Raw genomic sequence first — 23,168 nt, 5'->3', positions numbered from 1 at the left:
GAATGATGGTTACAGTCGCACGCGGGGGACGTCGTCTTCCCCGCCCAGTGATCGCGCTGGCCACGGCGCTCGCCGTCCTGGGATTGACCGCGGGTTGTGCGGGGGGCGAGCCTGCGGCTGATCCGAGACCCGTCACGACCTCGTCATCCCCCGCCGAGCCGGTTCGTGCCCCGTTGCGCGGCACGGTTATCGCGGCGGGGGAGGCCGAGAATCCCTCGCTCGCCGTCAAGATCGACAACCACGAGCGAGCCCGGCCACAGATCGGGCTGAACACCACCGACCTCGTCTTCGAAGAGCTCGTTGAGGGTGGCTATACGCGTTACGCCGCTATCTGGCAGTCAACCGTTCCCGACGAGGTGGGTCCGGTGCGCTCGATCCGGCCGATGGACCCCGATATCTTGTCACCTCTCGGCGGCGTCGTGGCCTACTCGGGAGGTCAACAGCAGTTTGTGGCGCTTATGCAGGCCGCGCCCGTGCAGAACCTGATCTTTGACCGGGACCAGACCCACTTCTTCCGCGATACATCGCGTCGGGCACCCCACAACGTGGTGCTTCGGGCCGCGGACGCCCTGGCCGACTACGCCGAGGTGCCCGCCCCCGCCCCGCAGTTCGCCTACGCGAGTGACCCGGGTGGGAGCACCGCCTCGGTGGCAGGGGTGCCCTCGGCGCGTATCGCGATGACCTTCTCGCACATCCGCTATCCCTCGTGGGACTGGGACGCCGCAACGGGAACCTATCTGCGTCATCAAGAGGACGCCCCCGATCTTGATAGCGAAGGTCAGCGTATCGCGACCGTTAACGTGGTGGCCCTGAAAGTGCCTGTAGAACTGGGCGACGTTCCCCGGACCGTGCTGAGCGGATCGGGCGAGGGTTGGTTCTCTGCTAACGGCCACACCGTCCAGGGCATCTGGTCAAAAGACGGGCGGGATGATCCGTTACGGTTCACCGACAGTAGCGGTTCGAGCGTGCTGCTGGCCCCCGGAAACACCTGGATTGAGCTCGTTCCGGCCGAGACCGGAACGATTGTGACGGGTTAGGGCCGACCCTCCCCTCGCCCCTATTCGGGCGGTGTGCTGGGCTTTCGCCTCGTGTGTAACGCCCCGTATCACCCTCACTTGCACTCTCAGGCAACGAGTGCCAGAATTGTCTCTAGCACTCGCCCTGAGTGAGTGCTAATTTTCACCTAATTCTTTGAACGTCCAGGAGGGACGATACTCACATGGCAAAGATTATTGCTTTTGACGAAGAAGCTCGCCGTGGACTTGAGCGTGGACTGAACACGCTTGCAGACGCGGTAAAGGTAACGCTCGGCCCACGCGGTCGTAACGTGGTCCTTGAGAAGAAGTGGGGCGCACCCACCATCACCAACGACGGCGTATCAATCGCCAAGGAGATCGAGCTTGACGAGCCCTACGAGCGCATCGGCGCCGAGCTGGTCAAAGAGGTCGCCAAGAAGACGGATGACGTAGCCGGTGATGGAACCACCACCGCTACCGTTCTCGCCCAGGCTCTCGTTCGTGAGGGGCTGCGCAACGTTGCAGCCGGTTCCGACCCGATCAGCCTCAAGCGCGGTATCGAGAAGGCTGTCGCGGCGATCTCGGACCAGCTGTTGGCTAACGCCAAGGAGATCGAGACGACCGAGGAGATCGCGGCAACGGCATCCATCTCGGCGGCCGACGAGCAGATCGGTGCGATCATTGCCGAGGCCATCGACAAGGTGGGCAAGGAGGGCGTTGTCACCGTTGAGGAGTCCAACTCTCTCGGTACCTCGCTGGAGCTCACCGAGGGAATGCGCTTCGATAAGGGCTACCTGTCGGCGTACTTCGTGACCGACGCTGAGCGTCAGGAAGCGGTTTTCGAAGACCCCTACATCCTGATCGTCAACTCCAAGATCAGCAACATCAAGGACCTGCTCCCCGTTGTGGACCAGGTGATCCAGTCAGGCAAGCAGCTCCTCATCATTGCTGAGGATGTTGACGGCGAGGCCCTTGCAACGCTCGTTGTGAACAAGATCCGTGGCATCTTCAAGTCGGTCGCCGTCAAGGCCCCCGGCTTCGGCGACCGTCGCAAGGCCCAGCTGCAGGACATCGCGATCCTTACGGGTGGTCAGGTCATCAGTGAAGAGGTTGGCCTCAAGCTGGAGAACGCCACGCTCGACCTGCTGGGTCGCGCGCGCAAGGTGGTCATCACCAAGGACGAGACCACGATTGTGGAGGGTGCCGGTGATGCTGAGCAGATCGCCGCTCGGGTGACGCAGATCCGCAAGGAGATCGAGAACACCGACAGCGACTACGACCGCGAGAAGTTGCAGGAGCGTCTGGCCAAGCTGGCCGGTGGCGTTGCCATCATCAAGGCCGGAGCCGCCACCGAGGTGGAGCTCAAGGAGCGCAAGCACCGCATCGAGGACGCCGTGCGTAACGCCAAGGCTGCCGTCGAAGAGGGAATCCTCCCCGGAGGTGGAGTGGCGCTCATCCAGGCTGGCGCGACGGTGTTCGCCACGCTGGAGCTGGAGGGCGACGAGGCAACCGGTGCCAACATCGTTCGCGTAGCCATCGAGGCTCCGCTGCGCCAGATCGCGCTCAACGCTGGCCTGGAGGCCGGAGTTGTCGCCGAGAAGGTTCGCAGCCTGCCCGTCGGACACGGCCTCAACGCCGCAACCGGCGAGTACGGCGACCTGGTGGCCCAGGGCATCCTGGACCCGGCCAAGGTAACGCGCTCTGCCCTGCAGAACGCGGCCTCAATCGCCGGACTGTTCCTCACCACCGAGGTGGTTGTGGCCGACAAGCCCGAGCCCGCGGCTGCGGCTGCTGGCGACCCCACGGGTGGCATGGACTTCTAGTCTGAAACTGACCCGGGCTCAACTCGCCCGGTAACAGTGATGAGGCGGGGCGGTTCCTTCGGGAGCCGCCCCGCTTCTGTGTGCTGCAGGCTAGGCGCTGCTCTGCGGTGCCGGGGGCTACGCGGTTGTTTCGGACTCCGCTGCGGGGCTGTGGTAGAGCGGTAGTGTCACTCGGAAGGTGGCTCCTCCGCCGGGCGTCTCGTGGGCGCTCACGGTGCCGTTGTGGGCGGCCACGATAGAGGACACGATGGCGAGGCCGAGCCCGCTGCCACCCGTGTCGCGGTTGCGTGAGGTGTCGGCGCGCCAGAAGCGCTGGAAGATTTTCTCTCGAATTTGCTCCGGGATACCCTCGCCGTGGTCCACTATTTCGAAGGTGGCCGTACCCGCGTCGGGGTCTGTGCTCACCGCGATCTCGATGGGGTCGCCGCTAGCGGTGTAGCGGCGGGCGTTACCCAGGAGGTTGGTCATCACCTGACGAATCTTGTTCTCGTCACCGAGCACCATCGCGGATGCCTGGGGGAGGTGGGGAGAGGGAGTGGGGGTATCCGGTCGCTCCGAATCGGGGCCCTCTGCGCTCAACTGGGCGAGTTCAATGCGGGTGAGGGGCTGGGTATCGAGCAGGGAACTGCGGCGCATTCGCATCTGCTTGAGACGAGCCAAGGTGGCCGAGGCAAACGGGATGTTGCCGGTGGCGACCATCGCTTCTTTCTCCCCAACGGATGGCATCTCATTGCCCGTGGCGCCGGTTGCGGAGAGCGTGGCGGCAAGGCTCGACCCCACGAGCGGCGCGTTGGGGGCCGTTGACCTACCGAGGATGACGCGCACCTGGCGGTCGGGAGAGGAGGCCATCGCGTCGAGGGCGGCATCCTGGGCCAGGGGGATCAGGTCAATGGGGGCCGCGTCAACCGGCTTGGCCTCATCAAGGCGGGCGAGCGCAAGCAGATCCTCCACGAGCGTTCCCATACGGACGGCTTCCTTCTCGATCCGCTCCATTGCTTGCGCCACATCGGCAGGAGTCTGGAGTGCGCCCATTCGGTACAGCTCGGCGTAGCCACGCACCGAGACGAGGGGCGTGCGCAGCTCGTGGCTTGCATCGCCCACGAAGCGGCGCATCTGCTCGATGGTGGCGGCGCGGTCGGCCAGTGCCAGGTCGATGCGGCGCAGCATGGTGTTGAGTGAGCGGCCGAGACGGCCCACCTCGGTGTGTGCCGCGGTGATGGGCACGCGCTGGCTGAAATCCCCGTCGGCAATCGCCGCGGCGGTGTTCTCCACCTCACGCAGCGGTTCAAATGTGCTCGTCACGAGTAGCCGGGTGAGGATCGCTCCGAGCACCACAACCACGAGGCCAAAGCCGGAGAAAATGGTGATGTAGCGCAGCATCAGATTGTCGATGCTGTCCATGGATAACGCGATGACGAGGGTACCCGAGGGGGTGAGATTGCCCGTCGTGCTATCCCTCGACACGATGGGTGAGAGCACCCCACGCCACGAGACATTGCGCTCCACCTGGGTGAGCGGCAGGATCTCGTTGCCGAGCTCGTTGGCCGTCTCCACAGAAACTTGTGGAATCTGTGGCACATCGTGCGAGGTTGAGTTGTGGAAATTGTCGTAGAGCAGCACGCCGTTTTCGTCGAGCACCCCCACGTAATACGTGTCGCGCGGTGCCATGAGGACGTCGTTGCGCGTGAGCCCGGTGGCGTTAGCCCCCGTCGCCAGGATGGGTGTGGGGTCTGCGCTCAGCTGCCGCAGGGTGGAGTCCTGCTGCGACACCAGCTGCGGACGGAGGATCATCATGGTGCCCGCGCCCACGATAAAGATACCGAAGGTGAGGATCAGAACCGTCACCCCGGTGATCTTTGTTCGCAGGGACACGGACTCCCACACATGAAACATCCGCCGCCGCGTGGTCGGTTGAGCTACGACTTTTGATCCACCTTTAGCATGTAGCCGAAGCCCCGCTTCGTCTGGATGAGTGGTGTCTCGGAGTGCTGCTCCAGCTTGCGGCGCAGATAAGAGATGTAGGACTCCACAATGCCGGCGTCGCCGTTGAAGTCGTACTCCCACACGTGATCAAGGATCTGTGCTTTGCTGAGCACCCGGTTGGGGTTGAGCATGAGGTAGCGCAACAGCTTGAACTCGGTGGGGCTGAGTTCAACGCTCACTTCGCCCACGTAGACCTCGTGGGTGTCCTGGTCCATTCGCAGGGGTCCCACCTCGATCTGTGCATCCTCTTCGTCTTGAATGGTGCGGCGCAGGATGGCTTTAATGCGGGCGACGATTTCGTCGAGACTAAACGGCTTGGTGACGTAGTCGTCACCGCCGACCGTGAGTCCCATGATTTTGTCTTCGGTATCGTCCTTGGCCGTGAGGAACAGGATGGGAGCGGTGTAGCCGGCCGAACGGAGGCGTTTGGTTACGCTAAATCCGTTCATATCGGGCAGCATCACGTCCAGGATGATGAGGTCGGGTTCGTCTTCGAGTACTGCGGAAATGGTTTGGGCACCGTTACTGACGGCTCTCACTCCAAAACCGGCAAAGCGCAGGCTAGTGGTGAGGAGGTCGCGAATATTCGGTTCATCATCGACAACAAGAATTCTGGGTCCGTCGTTCATTTCACCATTATCTGATAATTCACTGGCAGGTGGCTGTTTATTTTTTTATCAGGGCACTCGCATCAAGAATTGTGTACGAATATCCCTGTTCCGCGAGGAAGCGCTGACGGTTCTGGGCAAACTCCTGATCGACCGTATCGCGGGCCACCAGAGTGTAGAAGGAGGCGGTGTGACCGGTCTCGGTGGGGCGCAGGAGACGGCCGAGGCGCTGGGCCTCTTCCTGCCGCGATCCGAAGGAGCCCGAGACCTGGATGGCGACCGAGGCGTCCGGTAGGTCCACCGAGAAGTTGGCCACCTTACTCACGACCAGGACGGGGATGGCACCGGTGCGGAACTCCTGAAACAGCTGCTCACGCTCCGAAACGGGGGTCGCCCCGGTCAGGGTTGGGACGCCCAGGGCCGCACCGAGTTCTTCGATCTGATCGAGGTACTGGGCGATCACGAGGATCTGTTCGCCCGTGTGGTCGGCCACAAGCCTTTTGACGGTCTCGAGCTTGGCCGGGGCCGTTGCCGCGAGGCGGTAGCGTTCGTTGTCGGCCGCGGCTGCGTACTCCAACCGGGTGGACTGGGGGAGGTCAACGCGCACCTCGAAACACTCGGCGGGGGAGATGAAGCCCTGGGCCTCGATCTCCTTCCAAGGGGCGTCGTAGCGTTTGGGGCCGATCAGGCTGAACACATCGCTTTCGCGACCATCCTCGCGGACGAGTGTTGCGGTGAGGCCGAGACGGCGACGTGCTTGCAGGTCGGCGGTGAGTTTGAAAACGGGGGCTGGCAGCAGGTGCACCTCGTCGTACACGATGAGACCCCAGTCGAGCGCATCCAGTAACGAGAGGTGGGCGTACTCACCCTTCCGCTTGGCCGTGAGGATTTGGTAGGTAGCGATGGTGACGGGTTTGATCTCTTTGAGCTGACCCGAGTACTCACCAATCTCCTCGGGGGTGAGCGCCGTGCGTTTGAGTAGTTCGTCGCGCCACTGGCGGGCCGAAACGGTGTTGGTAACCAGGATCAGCGTGGTTGCGCCGACCGCCGCCATCGTGCCAGCCCCCACGAGGGTTTTCCCGGCACCGCAGGGCAGCACAACAACGCCCGAGCCGCCCGTCTGGAAGTTCTCGATGGCCCTCTTCTGGTAGTCGCGTAGGCTCCAATCATCCGTCAGCGAGATCGCGTGTGGCGTGCCTGGGGTGTATCCGGCGAGGTCTTCGGCGGGCCAACCCTGCTTCACGAGCTCCTGTTTGAGCTGGCCGCGGGCCCAGTGCTCCACACTGAATGCGTCGGCGCGGATCTGTTGAGTGAGCAGCGGGGCGATGCGCTTGCTGCGTGAAATCTGGTTGAGCGCGGCCTCGTCATTGGAGCGCACGATCAGGGTTCCGTCGGCATCACGTTCGATGACCAGCCGACCGTAGCGGCCCACGGTTTCCAGAATATCGATCGCGACCGACTGGGGGACATCAAACTTGGAGTACCGGGTGAGGGTGGCGAGCATCTCGTCGGCGGTGTGGCCGGCAGCACGAGCGTTCCAGAGGCCTAGTCGCGTAATGCGGTAGGTGTGGACGTGCTCGGGGGCCCGTTCCAACTCCGCAAAAACGGCGATATCGTGTCGTGCGTTTTCGGCATCCGGATGCGCGACCTCCAGTAAAACCGTGCGGTCGCTCTGTACTATTAGTGGCCCGTTAGACATAGCCACCAATCCTACGCCCTGTGGGCGAAATTAGCCCTCGATCGTTTCGACTGCCGTGATCCACCCGATGGGCAGGGTGCGTTCGACATCCGATACATGATCGAGTCCGCGCAGGCGGGCGGCGGAGACGCTTGTGGGCAGGATCGTGTACTCGTGGGTTGCGCCGTTGGGCGCGACGAGCGAGACGCGGATGGTGGACTTGGCCTTCACCGCCAGGCTCAGCTGCCGATTGAAGCCGGCCTCAACGGTCTCCGCCCCCTGTTCGCTCTGGTTCTTGCGGAGCTTGGCGATCAGTAATTGAACTGGGGAGAGCGGCGCGGCATCGGGGTCATGGTCGGGTGCCTCCTGCGCGGAGGCTTCTGTGTGTGGGGTGTGGGGTGCCTCGTGCGTAACGGGAGCAGACGAGGCTCCACGGTTGGCGGCCTCGGCGGGGGCCGCCGGGTAGCGTGCCTCCTGAAGTGAGGCGAGCACAACGCTGGTGCGGATCGGGCTGGTCAGGGCATCCGATGCGGATCGGCTGAGTGAGAGGTGTTGCAGGTTCCGGTCAACAAGCAGTGTGGCGAGAGCGTGGTGGTCGGTTGCGGTGATGCGCGACCGTGCCAGAGAATCACCGATTCCGCCCGTGGGCGTGAGCTCCTCTACGCGGATACTGCCGTGGCGGCGTACCGTCTCCGTGAGGAGGTAATCGAGGGGTTGCGGGATGCCCGTGAGCGAGATCTCGGTGAGAAATGTGCGGATGTCCTCGACGCTATCACCCGCGTTGAGTGCGCGCAGCAGGGTGGTCTCGGTGATGCGGTAGGTGGCGGCGAGAGCGCGGTTTTCGACGAGTGCCAGGCGGCGCATCCGGGTATCAAGGGTAGCCAGGAGCGGGCCGGGGGAGATGACCGTGAGGTCGGGCTGGATGTATACAGTGCTCACCTCAGCCGGAAACAGGGGGGCCAGTGCCGCCGCCGCTGCGGCTGGGCCCTCGGTCGTGAGGGCGTAGGCGAAGCTACTGGCTGAGTCGTTCGTGAAGATGCCCATAAAACGGGCTTCGCGGAGAACCGTCTCGATCCATTCGGCGGTACTTTTGCGGCCGCCCGGGTAGAGCCACGGCATGAGGGTGCGCACGGTGTCGCCCCACACATGCCGTGGATGCTGGGCAAGTGCCTGGGTGATGTCGGGCGGTGTGCGCGAATACCAGCGCTGTGCGAGAAAGGCCCAGCGTTCGGGGGCTGGCGTGGCCAGCCACTCCCGGGCGTCTGGTGTGGGCTTCCACCCGTCTGCGGAGGGCTGGGCCAGGTTGGTTTGTCCGGCCAGGTCGAGGGCAAAAGGCACCCAGTCGATGTCCACCCGGAGGGCCTCGGCGAGACGCTTGGTGGTGGGTAGGGTGAGGCCGCCGCGGGCACGCACGGCGGCCGGCTGCACACTCAGTTCTGCGATGAGTTCGGCCACGGCCTGCACGAGCGCGAAGGCCCGCTCGGCAGCGTGCCGATCAACCGTTTCGAGCTCGGTGTGTGGGAGGGCATCCATGAGGGTGGGGGGGACGAGTTGGGTGAGCTGGCGGTGTCCGGGGAGACCGTGGGTGGGCCACATCTCCAGAATGCTGTCGACTTCGGGCCAGCCCATGATCGCCTCGTTCTCCACTCGGATTAGGGCGAGAGTCGCGAGGCGGTCGCGGTGTGTAGAGATGAGTTCGGGTGTGATTTTGCTGTCGGGATTTGCCGCGCTGAGGGCCGCGACGATCTCGTCGATGGTCATCCACTGACCGGCGTTAGTCTCGGTCGCGAGTGTGGAGAGAATAGCGAGGGCTGAGCGCTCCAGCTGACCGAGGGCCAGGGTGAGGGACTCGGGCCTCATGAGTGCCGTTGCCAGGTCGAAGAAGTCTTTGATGCCGGCGGCGGTGACCTGGCGTTCGGTGAGGGTTATTTCCAGACTGGTGGTGGTCGCGCCACTGAGCTGGCTGGAAAGGGAAAGGACGCTGGTCATGGCTGTCCGCGCGGTGAGGGTTACCCCTCGTGCGATCCGGTCTTGGTGTTTTCGCCGCGGCGACGCACAATCCCCGTGATCATCATGGCAATGATGAGCATAAAGCCGACGGGCAAGCCCACATAGGTGATGGCGGTCACGAGGGGCCACAGGCCCTGGGCAAAGTCGCTGCGTTCCAGCCCGAGGAGGCTGGCCACGAGTACGGTAACGAAGGCGAGGACCGAGATGCCAATGATCCCGGCGATCATGAAGGCGAGGATCCGCTCAAGACGGCTGGGGGTTCCCTGTTTAGCAGACATCACCCCCAGGATACATTGGTTCCCAGTGTGGTGGGGGTGATCGGGGAGAATCCGGGGGATTGTGGGGGACGACCTCACCGCCGTGTGTGTGGGTTTACTCGTAGACTGTTCCAGTGGTGTTGCGGGCCGACCGGCCTGTGTACAGCATCTTTGGTGAGTAGAGACAAGGAAAAATGCCATGCCGACCGGCAAAGTGAAGTTCTACGACGACGAAAAGGGTTTTGGGTTCATCGCATCGGATGATGGGCAGGAAGTCTTTCTACACGCGAGCGCTCTGCCCACGGGTGCCGTGGTGAAGCCCGGGACCCGCCTGGAGTTTGGTGTGGCCGACGGAAAGCGTGGCGCCCAGGCCCTCTCGGTGCGGGTGCTGGACACTCCGCAGCGCCTTCCTCGGCAGAAGCCCAAACGTAAGCCAGCGGACGATATGGCCATCATCGTCGAAGATTTAGTTAAACTCCTTGATGGCGTGGGTTCGCGCCTCAAAAACGGCCACTATCCTGAAGCGGCCCAGTCACGAAAGATTGCAACGATGTTGCGACGGATTGCGGATGACCTAGATGCCTAACGAAACTGTAAACAACCTTTTTTCGCACGGTGAGACGGAGTACCAGGCACCCGAGTCGGGTGACGCCGCCGCCGCGGTTGAGGCCGCCTCCGTGGCTGAGAGTGTTGCCGTCGCCGATGCGCCGGAAGAGCCTGAGTCTGAATCTGAATTGTCGGAATCGTCTCAACCGGAATTGTCTCAATCGGAGGCTTCGGAACTCGATGTTTCTGCATCTGAAACGTCCGGTGGGGAGGATCGGGGGGAACCTGAGGAGCCGGCTGTCGCTGACGAGACCCTGCTGGCATCCGCCAGCCTGGCCTTGGCGGCGCTGCACGAGGTGACCGCGACGACCACGGTTGGCGAGGTGGTCGGCCACACGGTTGACGGCCACGGACTCCTCTCATTGCATTTTGCCACCCTGCTGCCCGGTTACCCCGGCTGGCACTGGTCGGTATCAATGTCGAAGGTGGACCCTGACACCGCGCCCACCGTGATGGAGGTGCAATTGATGCCCGGTGAGGGTGCGTTATTAGCCCCCGACTGGGTGCCCTGGTCGGTGAGATTAGCGCATTTCCGCGACTCGCAACTGCTTGAGGCCGAGGAGCGTGCAGCCCTGGAGGCTGCAGCCGCCGAGCTGGACGAGGGAGACGACGCGGATGACGATGACGATATCCTCGACAACGATTTCAGCGACTTTGACGACGAGATTGACGGGGTTGATATCGAGTTAGCTCTTGCGGATGACGAGTCAGCAGACGATGATGACGAATCCGACACGGATTCTGATGACGATGACGACGACTCGGATGACGACGACTCGGATGACGGCTTCGAGGACTCCGACGAAGATCGTCCCTACGACGAACGATAGCTGGGGTCGCCCCCGGACCTGCTTCGGCCTCCTTACCCGAATGGTGAGAGGCTGCCGCGTTGCCCGGCTCACATTCACCGACGAGTCGTATTTCGACTATCGGGTCACAGCTGGCTACGAAAGCGACGACTTCTGGACCCAGGCTCAGGTCTACCACGGCTAACGGAACAAAGAGGATCGGCCGCCCGTGGGAGAACACGGGCGGCCGATCTGGCGTGCGGGGTGGCTTTCGCGGCTAGAGACGTTCCAGGATGTAGTCGATTGCGCCCGTGAGCGTGCGCACATCATCCGGTTCGATGGCCGTGAACGTGGCCACACGCAGCTGGTTGCGGCCCAGCTTGCGGTACGGCTCGGTATCGACGATGCCGTTGGCGCGGAGGGCCCGGGCGATTGCCGCGGCATCCACGCTGTCGTCAAAGTCGATCGTGGCGACGACCTGCGAGCGGTGGTCGGGGTGCGATACAAAGGGGGTAGCAACCGTGCTGCGCTCGGCCCAGTCGTAGAGCACCCCCGAGGACTCCGCGGTGCGGGCGGATGCCCATGCGAGGCCACCGTTGTCGTTGATCCACTCAACCTGGTTGTTCATCATCACGAGTGTGGCCAGGGCGGGGGTGTTGAGCGTCTGGTTGAGACGCGAGTTGCTGACCGCGTTGGCCAGGCTGAGGAACTCGGGGATGTAGCGACCGCTGGCCGCGATGCGCTCGACCCGCTCGAGTGCTGCGGGAGAGAACAGTGCCCACCAGAGGCCGCCATCCGAGGCGAAGTTCTTCTGCGGTGAGAAATAGTAAACGTCTGCCTGAGCGGAGTCGAAGTCAATGCCTCCGGCCGCGCTCGTCGCATCAATCACAGTGAGTGATCCGGCGTCACCGTGTACGCGAGTGATCGGGGCCATGACGCCCGTGGAGGTTTCGTTGTGTGGCCAGGCATACACGTCGATGCCCTCGGTGGGGACGGGCTCGCTGCGCGACCCGGCGACCGCCTGAATAATATCCGGCTTCTCCAGAAAAGGGGCACTCGCCGCGGCGGCAAACTTGCTACTGAACTCACCAAAGGTGAGGTTCTGGCTGCGCTTCTCGATCAGGGCGTGGGCAGCGGAATCCCAAAAAGAAGTAGCACCGCCGTTGCCGAGGAGAACCTCGTAGCCATCAGGGATGCGGAATAAATCGGCAAGCCCGCTGCGAATCTGACCGACCAGGTTCTTTACGGGGGCCTGGCGGTGTGAGGTGCCCAGCAGGTTGAGGCTCGCGGACTCAACCGCGGCCACCTGCTCGGGGCGAATCTTGGAGGGGCCGCAACCAAAGCGACCATCGGCGGGAATGAGTTCAGCGGGGAGCGAAATTTCGGCCATGTCCACAATTCTATGGGACAAAAATCGGTAAAAATACTCGTGACCCAACTTTCCGGCTAGTCTTATCCGGGAGCGGGATGAGCACATATGGGAGAGCGCGATGGCTGATTTAATCGACACGACGGAGATGTATCTCCGCACAATTCTGGAGCTTGAGGAAGAGAACATCGTGCCGCTCCGGGCGCGCATCTCGGAGCGGCTGGGACACTCGGGGCCCACCGTGTCCCAGACCGTGGGCCGGATGGAGCGGGATGGTCTGGTTGTCGTCTCCGGGGATCGCCACCTTGAGCTCACCGCAACGGGGCGGCGCAAAGCTGTGAACGTGATGCGCAAACACCGTCTTGCCGAGCGGCTCCTGAGCGACGTGATCGGGCTGGAGTGGGAATTTGTGCACGAGGAAGCGTGTCGCTGGGAGCACGTGATGAGCGAGCAGGTGGAGCGCAAGATCCTGACTATCCTGGGCGATCCGACCGAGTCCCCCTACGGCAACCCGATTCCCGGCTTAGACGACATCGGCGGCTCGGAGACCACTCCTTTTTCGTATGGCGTGATTAATATTGTGGACGCGGTGATCCAATCTGAGGGGTTGGTGACGCGTATTATTCGCCGTCTTGGTGAGCCCGTGCAGGTAGACCCGGAGCTCCTGGGGCAGTTGAAGGTTGCCGGAGTAATCCCCGGAAATACGGCGGTTTTCTCGCGCAACGGTTCTTACGTTGTAGTTCAGGTTGAAGGTTTTGAGGAGGGGTTGGAATTGCCCAACGAAGTTGCCGGTCATATCTTCATTGACCAGGCCTAGGCGTAAATTCCGCGAAAAACCAAGCATCTCGTGGTGACGAAATCGTTATCCTTTGCTAACCTGGGTTCTTAGTGCGGCCTCTAGGCCGTGCGCCAGGGTTGTCTGTTACATCGCGACCCCCTGGAACCCCAGCCCCTGATGGAGGATTACCGTTGGCGTTGTTCAGCAGACGTGTTACCGCAGAAAACGCAGATAGTGCGCGCGACCGCACCCGAAAGACGCTTAGGTTCTCGTTCCGTGGCGTGTTCGCCCTGGTGCTCAGCGCGGGCCTCTTTGGCACCATCGTGCTCCCCGCCTACGCTGGCCTCCCCAGCAACGATGAGGATATTGCGCTCGCCTCACGCACAAGCGTGCAGAGCCTCATGGTAGACAGCACCGTGATCGAGGCCACCGTTGACACCGACGGGTTTGCCGCCACCACGGGCACCGAGATCGCGAAGATTGACGAGGCCAACAAGATCGAGGAGCAGCGCCTCGCCGCGGCGGAAGCTGCCAAGCAGGTGGCCACAAACGCCGCCGCAGGCAACTCCACCACTGGAGCTACCGGGGATCGCACCAACGCCAGCTGCGCAGCCCTGTCGCTCAACGACACCAGTTCCTTTGTGGGCTCGGCCATGGCCCAACTCGGCTGCTACCAAGACTGCACGGCGCTCGTGGAGAACGCCCTGCGCGCTATCGGGTACTCCATTGGCAATGTGGGCCCGATGGGCTTTGGCGGGGTGGGTACGGTTTTCAGTGACCCGTCTCAGGTTCAGGCCGGCGACATCATGATGCGCTCGGGCCACGTCTCGATCTACCTCGGCAACGGAACCGCCATTCACGGCGGCTGGACGGACGGCTCCACGGTGATAGCGGGCGGTGCCATCTCCAACCCCGCGAACTACTCGCAGTTTGTGCGGCTCTAATCCTCAACTGTTTACACCGTAATAGGTGCTATCGCCACGCGACCCCGAGGGGCGGCGTGGCGATAGACTTGTTCGGCACGCCTCTGTAGCTCAATGGAAGAGCACCTCCGTCCTAAGGAGTTGGTTGGGAGTTCGAGTCTCTCCAGGGGCACAGTGGTCTAGTTTCTTAGCGAGCTATGCCCGGTTCTCGGCAGGCCCCAGTTATTTCTGTGACGCTCGCCGATCTGCTCAGGAGGCCAGCTCATCCTGTTGTTGGCTCGTCTGCGGCTGTTCCGCGCGTGCACGGTGTGACGTGGCTCGTCGTGACGTCCCAGGTCGTGACAGCGGATACTTCTTATCGAGGTGGGGGTCGAGGTAGAGCCTACGCAGTGCACGCAGGACCTGGGTGCCGCCGACCCCGTAACCCAGAAAAAGGACCAGACGCTGCGCGAAGGTAAAGCTGGGCAGGGTCAGGACGACGTCGATGCCGCTCTCAAACGCCCCCGAGCCGAGCCGAATTACTCCTATGGCGTCCCCGCACGCCCCTCGGGAACGGAGTGTGGAGAGACCAGGGTCTCCGTTCATGGGCGGGCCGTAGTGCGGCGGCGAGGCAATGATGAAAAGCCCGGCCGCGGTCAGGACGAGTACCGTCCCGATGGCGCAGACCCGGGTCATCACGGCGGTGGTCTGGCCCTGAAGCTCGAAGCGGACGAGGGCGAGCAGGCCCAGCCCGACCAAGCCCCCGGCGGTGTTCACGATGACGTCGGTGATATCGGAACTGCCAACGGCCAGGACATACTCGGCGACCTCAAGGGCGAGGCTCCACCCGGCGACCACGCTCGCGATCCTCCACACCGACCACGACCGTGCGAGGAGACCAAGGTATACGCCGAAGGGGATGAAGAGTAGAAGGTTCGCCAGCACCTCGAGGGGCGCGCTGGCACCGGCACCGCCGCTCGGCACAAACGGAACGAGTTTGATGATGCGCCTCGTCTCGTCACCGGCCCACGGGGTCTCAAGCTTCCACAGCACGATCCAGACGATCGTCCCGAGATAGATCGCGCACAGAACGGCCAGGACGGCCCTGTTCCGTTCGCGCGCGGGGGCTGTCACGGTGTTCTGCGTGGTCGGGTGGGTGGTGACCCTACTCATATCGGAGATGCTTCCTGTGTGGGGGAGGGGCAGGGATGGGTCGGCTGAGCTGGTCACTGGTGCATCCTGGGATCGTGTGTGGGGTCGGCATACATGGCCGGGCATCCGTGGTCAACGGCCTCGGGTCGCCGTTCGTAATGCCAGGGTTCGTTTTCGTAAATCTGGCACAGGCCGTAGTCGGCACCGTGTGTGGAGAGCCAGGCTGTGGCGTCCCCGTGCCCCACATCCACGGCGTCCCCCCGCACATGGGGGGATGTGTCCGCCGTGGCCACCCACGCGGCGGCCGCCTCGGCCGAGCCGTACTCCGCGACGGCTTCGTCCAGCAACTGATCCTGATACTCGGGTGAGCGCCAACCGCTGTTGATCACGAAGGTGACCCCCTCCGCGTCGGCGTCGATTGCTGCCCGGCGGAGGGCATCACGTAGGTCACCGTCAAGGTTGGCCACCGCGGGGACCTCACTGTTCAGATCGGTCACCCCGTCAACGACCTCGCCGTCCGCTCCGAGCGCACGGTGCTGGTCGCCGCTCGGAGCGTCAAGAAGCGGTGCAGAGTCCAGCAGCTGCTCGCCGGCCGGCTGAGCTGTCCCCGCTCCGACGGGGGTCAGAAAAAGCGAGGAGGCCGCCGCAGAGAGGTTGCCGAGGAGCGCGACCGTTGTGGCCGCAGCCAGGGCGATTGCCCCGGCGACGAGAACAGCCGGTCGGGGGCGGTGGGGTGCCGCTTGTGGTGGTGTGGTGTGGGGCATCTGCCCAGTTAACGCGGTCCCGTGTTGCCGGAGCGTATGCGGATCAGCATATGCCCACGATAGGTGGCGGATCGTAAGATGGGCGCGTGCGTGTATTGATTGTTGAGGATGAGCCCTATCTGGCGGAGGCCATCCGTGACGGACTGCGCCTCGAAGCGATTGCGGCAGATGTCGCGGGGGACGGCGACACCGCCCTGGAGCTGTTGGCCATCAACACCTACGACATCGCCGTTCTCGACCGTGATATCCCCGGACCCTCGGGTGATGAGATCGCCCGGCGCATCGTCGCCTCCGGCAGTGGGATGCCCATTCTGATGCTCACCGCCGCCGACCGGCTCGACGACAAAGCCTCCGGGTTCGAGCTCGGCGCAGACGACTACCTCACCAAACCGTTCGAGTTCCGGGAACTCGTGCTCCGGCTCCGTGCGCTCGACCGCAGGCGCGCCCACAACAGGCCGCCGGTACGTGAACTCGCTGGCCTGCGGCTGGACCCCTTTCGCCGTGAAGTGTACCGTGATGACCGCTACGTGCCGCTTACCCGGAAGCAGTTTGCCGTGCTTGAGGTGCTGGTCGCCGCCGAGGGTGGGGTGATCAGTGCCGAAGAACTCCTCGAACGGGCGTGGGATGAGAACGCAGACCCCTTCACCAACGCGGTTCGAATCACCGTCTCTGCGCTGCGCAAGCGACTCGGCGAACCCTGGCTGATTGTTACCGTTCCCGGCGTTGGCTATCGGATTGATCCCACCCTCGGTATGCCAGGCGCGGGAGAAGGCCGTGGGTAGGCCACCCGGTGTGAGCGTTCGTCTTAAACTCACCCTCAGCTATGCGGGCTTTATCATGCTGTCTGGTGCCCTACTTCTGGTTGTGGTGTGGGTGTTCCTGCTGCGCTATGTGCCCGACCACGATATGTCTCAGGTGTCGGTGGGGTTCATTCCTAATCGCTCAGATCTCGAGCGCGCTTTCGTACCGAATGCCGCCATGGCCTTGGTCTTCCTGCTGATGTTTGGTCTGGTGGGTGGCTGGATTCTTGCCGGTCGGATGCTCGCCCCCCTGGCCCGAATCACCCACGCCACCCGCATAGCAGCGACGGGGTCGCTCTCTCACCGTATCCAGCTACCCGGCCGTGCCGACGAGTTCCGTGAGCTTGCCGATGCCTTCGACACCATGCTCGCACGGCTCGAAGCGCACGTTGCAGAGCAGCAGCGGTTTGCGGCCAACGCCTCCCACGATCTGCGCACCCCGCTCGCGACCACCCGGGCGCTTCTCGACGTTGCCCGCAACGATCCCGATCACAACACCGCTGAACTCCTCGAACGTCTACACACTGTCAATACCCGGGCAATCGAGCTCACCGAGGCGCTCCTCCTGCTCAGCCGCGCCGACCAACGGTCCTTCACCCGGGAGAATATTGACCTGTCCCTCCTGGCGGAAGAAGCCGTCGAGATGCTCCTTCCGCTCGCGGAGAAGCGTGGCCTCACGATTGAGGTCTCCGGTGATATCGCCCCGGTGCTGGGATCACCGGTGCTCCTGCTGCAACTGACCACAAACCTTGTGCACAACGCGATTGTCCACAACCTCCCCGCGGAGGGTACCGTGTGGATCAGCACTGCGGCTACCCCGGGGGTCGTCAGGCTCGCCGTTGAAAATACCGGTGAGAGGCTCAGCCCGGAGCTGGTCTCCACGCTCACTGAACCGTTCCTGCGGGGCACCGAAAGAATTCATAACGACCATGCGGGGGTTGGTCTCGGCCTGGCGATCGTCGCCAGCATCACCCGGGCACACGAGGGAACTCTGAGCCTGACACCCCGCACGGATGGGGGGCTCCGCATCGAGGTGCGCCTCCCGGTGGCAGCACCGCCCGCCGACCACTCGCCGTTGTGAGCCGGGTCGAGTCTCGCATCGGTGCACCGGGGGCCTGGCCGCGTGCGGAGTTCTTGCTGCCGGTTGCGGTCGGTGGGCTCGTGTGGCACTCTCGAAGCACCCCGTCGCTGGGTGACGGTGAACCGGACGGAGCAGAGTATGGGATTCATCCACATTGACCTCTTTACCACGCTTGACGGTGTTGCTCAGGCCCCCGGCGGTCCCGAAGAAGATACCGAGGGCGGGTTCAGGTTTGGCGGCTGGCAGGCCCCGCTCATTGATGATGTCGTTGGTGAGCAGGTCGGTGCTGGGATGGCTGGGATGGATGCGTTGCTACTGGGCCGTCGAACCTACGAGACCTTCGCCTCCTACTGGCCACACGTTGAGAACGGCGACGACGGCGGCATTGCCCGGCTATTCAACCGCCTCCCAAAGTATGTTGCCTCACGGCAGGCGCTGACCCTCGACTGGGCCAACTCCACGCTGCTCAGGGGGGATGTTGTCGCCGCCGTCCGCGGGCTGCGCGACCGCCACGAGCACATCCACGTGATCGGCAGCCTTGACTTTGTGCAGACTCTGTTCGCCGAGCGGCTCTGCGACCGGCTCACCCTGTGGGTGCACCCGATTCTCCTCGGCTCGGGAAAGAAAATCTTCGCCACGGGGGTTGCGCCAACGAGCCTCAGACTCATCGAACCAGTCGTCAGCTCGCCCCGTGGGGTGGTGCGGCAACGCTACGAGTTCCTCGACGAGGTGCCCGGTGTGGGCGATATGTCGCTCCGTGACCGGGAAGGTTAGTGCGGCCTCATGACGCTATGTTGCCGACCGGTTTGATGAATGCGGCCGACGGGGAGCAGGATTGCGGCTATCGCCCCATGAACGCCCGCTGAGAAAGGCCTCCGCAGATGTCCGAGTTGAACCTGCCCCGCGAGATTCGTTTTAACGCTTTCGATATGAACTGTGTTGCCCACCAGTCATCGGGTATGTGGCGGCATCCGTTGGATCAGTCTCGGCGCTACAACGAGCTGAGTTACTGGACGGAGCTCGCCCGGCTGCTGGAGAGGGGGCGCTTCGACGGCATTTTCATCGCCGATGTGCTCGGTACCTACGACGTGTATGAGGGGAGCAACGAAGCGCCGATTCGCCACGGGGCGCAGGTGCCGGTGGGCGACCCACTGATGCTCGTATCGGCGATGGCTGCGGTGACGGAGCATCTCGGCTTTGGCGTGACGGCCGGGACCGCGTACGAGCATCCGTATCCCTTCGCCCGCCGCATGACAACGCTCGACCACCTGACGAAGGGACGCGTCGGGTGGAATGTGGTGACGGGATACCTGCCGTCGGCCGCCCGTAACATGGGGCACGACGATCAGATGGCGCACGACGAGCGGTACGCCCACGCCGATGAGTACCTTGAGGTGCTCTACAAGCTGTGGGAGGGCTCCTGGGAGGATGACGCGGTTCTGGTGGACCGCGAGAACGGCGTGTTTACCGACCCGGCCAAGGTGCACGGCATCAACCACAAGGGCACGTTCTTTACGGTACCGGGTATCCATATCTCTGAGCCCTCTCCGCAGCGGACACCCGTGATTTATCAGGCGGGCACCTCGCCCCGGGGGGTAACCTTTGCCGCCGAAAACGCCGAGGCAATCTTTGTTGCGGCCCCTACGAAGGAATCGCTTAAGAAGTCGGTGGCCAGCATCCGAGACGCTCTCGAACGTGCCGGACGGGACCGGAACTCCGCGCGGATCTACACGCTGATGACCGTGATTACCGATGCCACACCCGAGCTGGCTCGGGCGAAGTATGAGGAGTACCTGTCCTACTCGAGTGAGGAGGGTGCCCTCGTGTTTATGTCGGGCTGGATGGGCATTGACCTCTCGAAGTACGACGTCAACGAGCCGGTGGGTAACGTGCAGAGCAACGCGATCCAGTCGGTCGTGTCACATTTTCAGCAGGGCAAGGACGACGGCGCGGAGTGGACCGTTGGCGATATCGGTAAGCACAGCGCGATTGGGGGGTTGGGGCCCACGATCGTCGGGTCCGGCGAGCAGATCGCCGACCAGTTACAGGAGTGGGCGGAGGAGGCCGATGTGGACGGCTTCAACCTTGCCTACGCCATTACCCCCGGCACGTTTGAGGACATTGTTGAGTTTGTGATTCCGGTGCTTCAGGAGCGTGGTGCCTACCCGACCGAGTACGTTGAGGGGACGCTTCGCGAGAAGCTACATGGGCGGGGTCGTCGCCTACCCGTCGAACACCGGGGCGCGAGCTTCGCCGTGTAGACGAGAGGCCGCAGTGAAATTCAGGAGCGCTCCGGGAGTGGTTGCGGAAGAATACTTGCATCTTTGGCGATTGATGAATTATGTTTGCACTTCGTATGGGGGAGATGTCTTGGGGGCATCGAGAAATAGCTGAGTGGTGCGGGATGGTTCCCGCGCTGTCGGCTTTCTGATACTGAACACGCTGCTGCGTTGCGGCGTGGGTTGGTAGGACAGCATCCTGTTAGGGAGATGCTGTCGGACAACCACCTTCTACCATCGCGGTTGCCAGTACCCCTGTGCACACATCACACTCTCTTGTTAGGAAGAATTGTGCACTCATCAGAGCAGATTCACGCGCGCGTGCCCGCACGCGGCGGTCGTCGGGCAGCGTGGAGGGTGGGCCTGGGCGGGCTCGTACTTGCCAGCCTCGTGGCCGCGCCGATCCTCGGTTTTTCCGCGGCTCCAGCCGCCGCGGCCGATCAGAGGCTGGGGGATATTCTCGCCGACCCACAGCTCGCCGCGTGCGTGGCGACGGCGCTGGGGACCACCCCCGCCACGGTCGTGACCCCGACAACGCTCGCCGGGCTTAAGAACCTCAACTGCGCGAACAGGGGGATCGTTTCGCTCAGCGGGATCGAGAACCTGAGCGGGCTTGAACAGGTACTGCTCGACAAAAATCCGATCACCGACCTGACCCCGCTGGCCGGAGTGCCGTCGATCTGGTTGCTGGGGCTTTCCGAGACGCCGGCGAACGACCTCTCCCCCGTGTATCAGCTGGGGGAGTTGCAGTGGCTTAACCTGGGTAACTCGGGGGTGACCTCGATTGCGGGTATCGAGCGGCTGACTGACCTGCGGCGCACCTTTCTCGACAGCAACGCCGGGCTGAGCGATATCCGCCCGCTCGCCGCCCTGCCCTACCTCAATACGCTTTACCTGAACAAGGACTCGGTGACCGACCTCTCACCGCTATCGGCGATGAAGAGCCTCCGATACCTCAATATCAGTGAGAACGGGGTGTCAAATATTGCCCCGCTGGGCTCGCTGACCGGCCTGCAAACGCTCAACGCCGAGGGCAACGCAATTGCCGATGTGTCGGCCTTCTCGACCATGACTGCTCTGAGTACCATCTCTGTCTCGGGTCAGCGCGTGGTGCTGCCATCGACCCCCTTCGCCGCCAACCTGGATGTGCCTACCCCGGTGACGACCGTCAACGGTTCCGCCGTGGCGTTGTCCGAACTGAGTAACGCGGGAACCTACTCCGCCGGTGCTGCCCACTGGACGGGCCTGAGCGACTCCCTGACCGAGGTGACGGCAACCTTCGGGGCTTATCCGCAGGTGCCCTCCGGGGCCTACATTTCCTTTACGGGCACGGTGGTGCAGCCGTTCGGTGTTCCGCGGGTACTGGTGGCTCCCGGCGAACCGGGCGGTGTGCGGGCCACCGGTTCGAACGAAACCATTGACGTCTCTTGGGTCGCCCCCGAGGTGGGGAGTTCCGCCATCACGAGCTACCTGCTGGAGTACAAAACGAACGACGATGACTGGACCCGGGTGAGCATTCCGGCCCCCGGCACGACGGCGACACTCGGCGGTCTCGTCAACGGAAGCACCTACCAGCTGCGCGTGACGGCCGTGAATTCGGACCTGAGCGGTGTGGCTGGCGCTGAGACTTCGGCGGTACCCTACTTATTTGAGCCGGTCTTTACCGATGGGTCGGAGGGGAAGCAGATCGTGACGGGAGGAGAGGTCTCTCCCGGTACGGATGTTGCGGTTGCCGCAACGGGTCTTCCCGCGGGCTCCACGGTCACCTTTGAGCTGCACTCCACGCCGCAGATTCTGGCGACCGGAACCGTGGAAAACAATGGGAGCGTCACTCTCAACGGAACACTTCCCGGCGATATTGCGGGGAATCACGAACTGGTCGCCGTGCTCGATGTGGCCGGGGTGGAGTCGCGGGGTGCGGTGAGCATTGTCATCCTGCCACCCGTGGCTGCCGCGCCCCGCATCGACCCACCATCGGTCCCGGGTGGAGAGAACTCAGCCGCGCCGAGCGGGTCCGCCAACCGACCCGCGCCCGCGGCATCGGGTACTGCGGCGGCGGCAACGCTCGCGGTCACCGGCGGCGGCAGCCTCCCCCTGGCGCTTCTGGCCGGGGTGACGCTGGTGCTGGCCGGGGGTGCCCGGGTGCGTTCGCGGAAACCGCGCGTGTGAGGATGCCCGCTCCCGCCGTTCTGCCCAGGGCAGAACGGCGGGAGGTTCCGCCTCCCCGGTGGGTAGGATGAGGCATGGTTACGGTGTCACGCCCCTCCCCGTCCGCACTATCCCGGGCCGGGAAGCGCCGACCTGAGCCGCTGTGGCGGGAGGCGCTCGGAAACCGGCTGCGGCTCATCCGTACCCACCGTCGCCTCACGCTCGCCGAGACGGCCGAGCGGGCCGGGATCTCACCGCAGTACCTCTCCGAGATTGAGCGGGGCCGCAAGGAGCCCTCGAGCGAGATGATCGCCGCGATTGTCGGTGCGCTGGGGATGTCCCTGGTGGACCTGACCGCACTGGTGTCGGACGATCTGCGGCGCGTTCAGGTGGTTGATCTGTCGCGCTCGACCGGCCACGAGCGCGGAGCGGCCTCCGCGGGGCGCGATTTGGATCGGACGGTCGTGGAGAACCGGGTCTGGCTCGTAGCCGCATAGCCTGGCCTGAGCCCGCCCGCGCCCGGTTACGGCGTGTCGTCGCGCGTTCCGAGCACCTGGTCAACCAGGCCGTAGCCGAGGGCTGCGTGCGCCGTAAAGACGCGGTCACGGTCGGTATCTGCCCGTAGTCGCTCGACCGTTTGGCCGGTGTGGTGGGCAAGGATGGACTCGACTTCGGCGCGCATCCGCACGACCTCATCCGCCTGCAGGATGAGGTCGGGGATGGTGCCCCTGCCCTGCGCCGCGGGCTGGTGGAGGACCACCCGTGCGTGGGGGAGTGCCGCCCGCCTGCCCGGGTGGCCGCCCGAGAGTAGGACCGCACCGGCCGCAACGGCCTGACCGACACAGGTCGTGGCGACGGGGGACTGGATGTGCGACATGGTGTCGTAGACGGCCAGCATCGCCGTGAGGTCGCCGCCCTCACAGTTGATGTACATGTTGATCTCACGGCCCGAGCGGTCTGAGTCAAGGTGCAGCAATTGGGCGATGAGGGTGTTGGCCACCCCGGCGTCGAGGGCGGTGCCCAGGTAGACGATCCGTTCGGAGAGCAGGTGGGAGTAGACATCCATGATGCGCTCGCCACGGGCATTTTGGGTGATGACGTTGGGAATGGTGTAGGTGTTCACGGG

General features: G+C 63.6%; 22 protein-coding genes and 1 tRNA gene. 14 read left to right on the top strand and 9 right to left on the bottom strand.

From position 1 onward, the window contains the following. Nucleotides 1-2: 2 nt before the first annotated feature. The gene (locus FB466_RS02160; RefSeq protein WP_141915470.1) at nucleotides 3-1,037 is read left to right on the top strand and encodes a DUF3048 domain-containing protein; all 1,035 of its coding nucleotides are present in this window, start codon (nucleotides 3-5) and stop codon (nucleotides 1,035-1,037) included. A gap of 182 nt (nucleotides 1,038-1,219) precedes the next feature. Further along, nucleotides 1,220-2,839 (top strand): chaperonin GroEL, encoded by a 1,620-nt coding sequence (gene groL / locus FB466_RS02155; RefSeq protein ID WP_141915468.1) that lies wholly within the window; start codon nucleotides 1,220-1,222, stop codon nucleotides 2,837-2,839. A gap of 117 nt (nucleotides 2,840-2,956) precedes the next feature. Here groL and FB466_RS02150 read toward each other — a convergent pair whose 3' ends face one another. The 5 genes from FB466_RS02150 to FB466_RS02130 are packed head-to-tail and all read right to left on the bottom strand — an operon-like array spanning nucleotide 2,957 to nucleotide 9,396. Beyond that, on the bottom strand, nucleotides 2,957-4,732 hold the full coding sequence (locus FB466_RS02150; RefSeq protein WP_170205982.1) for a sensor histidine kinase: 1,776 nt from the start codon (nucleotides 4,730-4,732) through the stop codon (nucleotides 2,957-2,959). Nucleotides 4,733-4,755: 23 nt separating this feature from the next. Beyond that, complete coding sequence (locus FB466_RS02145; RefSeq protein WP_141915466.1) at nucleotides 4,756-5,451, bottom strand: response regulator transcription factor; 696 nt, start codon at nucleotides 5,449-5,451, stop codon at nucleotides 4,756-4,758. A gap of 37 nt (nucleotides 5,452-5,488) precedes the next feature. After that, nucleotides 5,489-7,129 carry a DNA repair helicase XPB gene (locus tag FB466_RS02140; protein WP_141915464.1) on the bottom strand — a complete coding sequence of 547 codons (1,641 nt, stop codon included), beginning with the start codon at nucleotides 7,127-7,129 and terminating at the stop codon, nucleotides 5,489-5,491. Nucleotides 7,130-7,159: 30 nt separating this feature from the next. Further along, nucleotides 7,160-9,097, bottom strand: coding sequence for a helicase-associated domain-containing protein (locus tag FB466_RS02135; protein ID WP_141915462.1), 1,938 nt, complete (start codon nucleotides 9,095-9,097; stop codon nucleotides 7,160-7,162). Between the two features lie 20 nt (nucleotides 9,098-9,117). Beyond that, nucleotides 9,118-9,396: a hypothetical protein gene (locus FB466_RS02130; RefSeq protein WP_141915461.1), complete on the bottom strand. Its 279-nt coding sequence runs from the start codon at nucleotides 9,394-9,396 to the stop codon at nucleotides 9,118-9,120. Nucleotides 9,397-9,574: 178 nt separating this feature from the next. On the opposite strand from FB466_RS02130, the gene FB466_RS02125 reads away from it, so the two are divergent. Genes FB466_RS02125 through FB466_RS13855 form a run of 3 tightly spaced genes read left to right on the top strand, consistent with a single transcriptional unit; the run spans nucleotide 9,575 to nucleotide 10,974 of the window. Continuing rightward, nucleotides 9,575-9,961 (top strand): cold-shock protein, encoded by a 387-nt coding sequence (locus FB466_RS02125; protein ID WP_141915459.1) that lies wholly within the window; start codon nucleotides 9,575-9,577, stop codon nucleotides 9,959-9,961. Beyond that, nucleotides 9,954-10,811: a DUF3027 domain-containing protein gene (locus FB466_RS02120; RefSeq protein ID WP_141915457.1), complete on the top strand. Its 858-nt coding sequence runs from the start codon at nucleotides 9,954-9,956 to the stop codon at nucleotides 10,809-10,811. The genes FB466_RS02125 and FB466_RS02120 overlap by 8 nt, the downstream gene beginning before the upstream one ends. Before the next feature lie 40 nt (nucleotides 10,812-10,851). Continuing rightward, nucleotides 10,852-10,974, top strand: coding sequence for a hypothetical protein (locus FB466_RS13855; protein WP_281285150.1), 123 nt, complete (start codon nucleotides 10,852-10,854; stop codon nucleotides 10,972-10,974). Nucleotides 10,975-11,046: 72 nt separating this feature from the next. Here the strand turns inward: FB466_RS13855 and serC are convergent, their stop codons facing one another. Continuing rightward, a complete protein-coding gene (gene serC / locus FB466_RS02115) occupies nucleotides 11,047-12,159 on the bottom strand; it encodes a phosphoserine transaminase (protein WP_141915455.1) in 1,113 nt (370 codons plus the stop codon). A gap of 100 nt (nucleotides 12,160-12,259) precedes the next feature. Between serC and FB466_RS02110 the strand changes: the two genes are divergently transcribed. The 3 genes from FB466_RS02110 to FB466_RS02100 all read left to right on the top strand — a co-directional run bounded on the left by FB466_RS02110 (nucleotide 12,260) and on the right by FB466_RS02100 (nucleotide 14,011). Further along, complete coding sequence (locus tag FB466_RS02110) at nucleotides 12,260-12,955, top strand: iron-dependent transcriptional repressor DtxR (protein WP_141915454.1); 696 nt, start codon at nucleotides 12,260-12,262, stop codon at nucleotides 12,953-12,955. Between the two features lie 158 nt (nucleotides 12,956-13,113). Next, nucleotides 13,114-13,860 carry a C40 family peptidase gene (locus FB466_RS02105; RefSeq protein ID WP_170205981.1) on the top strand — a complete coding sequence of 249 codons (747 nt, stop codon included), beginning with the start codon at nucleotides 13,114-13,116 and terminating at the stop codon, nucleotides 13,858-13,860. A gap of 79 nt (nucleotides 13,861-13,939) precedes the next feature. After that, a tRNA-Arg gene (locus tag FB466_RS02100) sits at nucleotides 13,940-14,011 on the top strand. Nucleotides 14,012-14,088: 77 nt separating this feature from the next. On the opposite strand, the gene FB466_RS02095 is transcribed toward FB466_RS02100, so the two are convergent. Both FB466_RS02095 and FB466_RS02090 read right to left on the bottom strand, forming a co-directional pair. Next, nucleotides 14,089-14,991, bottom strand: coding sequence for a VanZ family protein (locus FB466_RS02095; RefSeq protein WP_141915450.1), 903 nt, complete (start codon nucleotides 14,989-14,991; stop codon nucleotides 14,089-14,091). Nucleotides 14,992-15,044: 53 nt separating this feature from the next. After that, entirely contained in the window at nucleotides 15,045-15,734 is a 690-nt protein-coding gene (locus FB466_RS02090; RefSeq protein WP_141915448.1) for a M15 family metallopeptidase, read from the bottom strand. A gap of 86 nt (nucleotides 15,735-15,820) precedes the next feature. Here FB466_RS02090 and FB466_RS02085 point away from each other — a divergent pair, with 86 nt between their 5' ends. From FB466_RS02085 to FB466_RS02060, 6 genes are all read left to right on the top strand, one after another. Continuing rightward, nucleotides 15,821-16,516, top strand: a complete 696-nt coding sequence (locus tag FB466_RS02085; RefSeq protein ID WP_141915446.1) for a response regulator transcription factor — start codon at nucleotides 15,821-15,823, stop codon at nucleotides 16,514-16,516. A gap of 10 nt (nucleotides 16,517-16,526) precedes the next feature. Next, on the top strand, nucleotides 16,527-17,615 hold the full coding sequence (locus FB466_RS02080) for a sensor histidine kinase (RefSeq protein ID WP_281285149.1): 1,089 nt from the start codon (nucleotides 16,527-16,529) through the stop codon (nucleotides 17,613-17,615). Between the two features lie 138 nt (nucleotides 17,616-17,753). After that, on the top strand, nucleotides 17,754-18,389 hold the full coding sequence (locus tag FB466_RS02075) for a dihydrofolate reductase family protein (protein ID WP_141915442.1): 636 nt from the start codon (nucleotides 17,754-17,756) through the stop codon (nucleotides 18,387-18,389). Nucleotides 18,390-18,496: 107 nt separating this feature from the next. After that, entirely contained in the window at nucleotides 18,497-19,876 is a 1,380-nt protein-coding gene (locus FB466_RS02070) for an LLM class flavin-dependent oxidoreductase (protein WP_141915441.1), read from the top strand. A gap of 309 nt (nucleotides 19,877-20,185) precedes the next feature. After that, entirely contained in the window at nucleotides 20,186-22,063 is a 1,878-nt protein-coding gene (locus tag FB466_RS02065) for a leucine-rich repeat domain-containing protein (protein WP_170205980.1), read from the top strand. A gap of 74 nt (nucleotides 22,064-22,137) precedes the next feature. Continuing rightward, the gene (locus FB466_RS02060) at nucleotides 22,138-22,539 is read left to right on the top strand and encodes a helix-turn-helix domain-containing protein (RefSeq protein WP_141915437.1); all 402 of its coding nucleotides are present in this window, start codon (nucleotides 22,138-22,140) and stop codon (nucleotides 22,537-22,539) included. A 26-nt stretch (nucleotides 22,540-22,565) separates the two neighbouring features. Here the strand turns inward: FB466_RS02060 and FB466_RS02055 are convergent, their stop codons facing one another. Then, on the bottom strand, nucleotides 22,566-23,165 hold the full coding sequence (locus FB466_RS02055; protein WP_141915435.1) for a ClpP family protease: 600 nt from the start codon (nucleotides 23,163-23,165) through the stop codon (nucleotides 22,566-22,568). Nucleotides 23,166-23,168 lie beyond the last annotated feature (3 nt).

Origin of the sequence: Klugiella xanthotipulae (genome assembly GCF_006716695.1) — a bacterium.
Classification (GTDB): Bacteria; Actinomycetota; Actinomycetes; order Actinomycetales; family Microbacteriaceae; genus Klugiella; species Klugiella xanthotipulae.
Note: the sequence above shows the minus strand (reverse complement) of the source record. Positions and strands in the feature narration are given on the sequence as shown.

Bases quoted from the DNA above. Each gene is read 5' to 3' on its own strand.
- FB466_RS02160 (WP_141915470.1), top strand. From the start codon at position 3: ATGATGGTTACAGTCGCACGCGGGGGACGTCGTCTTCCCCGCCCAGTG.
- groL (WP_141915468.1), top strand. From the start codon at position 1,220: ATGGCAAAGATTATTGCTTTTGACGAAGAAGCTCGCCGTGGACTTGAG.
- FB466_RS02150 (WP_170205982.1), bottom strand. From the start codon at position 4,732: ATGTTTCATGTGTGGGAGTCCGTGTCCCTGCGAACAAAGATCACCGGG.
- FB466_RS02145 (WP_141915466.1), bottom strand. From the start codon at position 5,451: ATGAACGACGGACCCAGAATTCTTGTTGTCGATGATGAACCGAATATT.
- FB466_RS02140 (WP_141915464.1), bottom strand. From the start codon at position 7,129: ATGTCTAACGGGCCACTAATAGTACAGAGCGACCGCACGGTTTTACTG.
- FB466_RS02135 (WP_141915462.1), bottom strand. From the start codon at position 9,097: ATGACCAGCGTCCTTTCCCTTTCCAGCCAGCTCAGTGGCGCGACCACC.
- FB466_RS02130 (WP_141915461.1), bottom strand. From the start codon at position 9,396: ATGTCTGCTAAACAGGGAACCCCCAGCCGTCTTGAGCGGATCCTCGCC.
- FB466_RS02125 (WP_141915459.1), top strand. From the start codon at position 9,575: ATGCCGACCGGCAAAGTGAAGTTCTACGACGACGAAAAGGGTTTTGGG.
- FB466_RS02120 (WP_141915457.1), top strand. From the start codon at position 9,954: ATGCCTAACGAAACTGTAAACAACCTTTTTTCGCACGGTGAGACGGAG.
- FB466_RS13855 (WP_281285150.1), top strand. From the start codon at position 10,852: ATGGTGAGAGGCTGCCGCGTTGCCCGGCTCACATTCACCGACGAGTCG.
- serC (WP_141915455.1), bottom strand. From the start codon at position 12,159: ATGGCCGAAATTTCGCTCCCCGCTGAACTCATTCCCGCCGATGGTCGC.
- FB466_RS02110 (WP_141915454.1), top strand. From the start codon at position 12,260: ATGGCTGATTTAATCGACACGACGGAGATGTATCTCCGCACAATTCTG.
- FB466_RS02095 (WP_141915450.1), bottom strand. From the start codon at position 14,991: ATGAGTAGGGTCACCACCCACCCGACCACGCAGAACACCGTGACAGCC.
- FB466_RS02090 (WP_141915448.1), bottom strand. From the start codon at position 15,734: ATGCCCCACACCACACCACCACAAGCGGCACCCCACCGCCCCCGACCG.
- FB466_RS02075 (WP_141915442.1), top strand. From the start codon at position 17,754: ATGGGATTCATCCACATTGACCTCTTTACCACGCTTGACGGTGTTGCT.
- FB466_RS02070 (WP_141915441.1), top strand. From the start codon at position 18,497: ATGTCCGAGTTGAACCTGCCCCGCGAGATTCGTTTTAACGCTTTCGAT.
- FB466_RS02060 (WP_141915437.1), top strand. From the start codon at position 22,138: ATGGTTACGGTGTCACGCCCCTCCCCGTCCGCACTATCCCGGGCCGGG.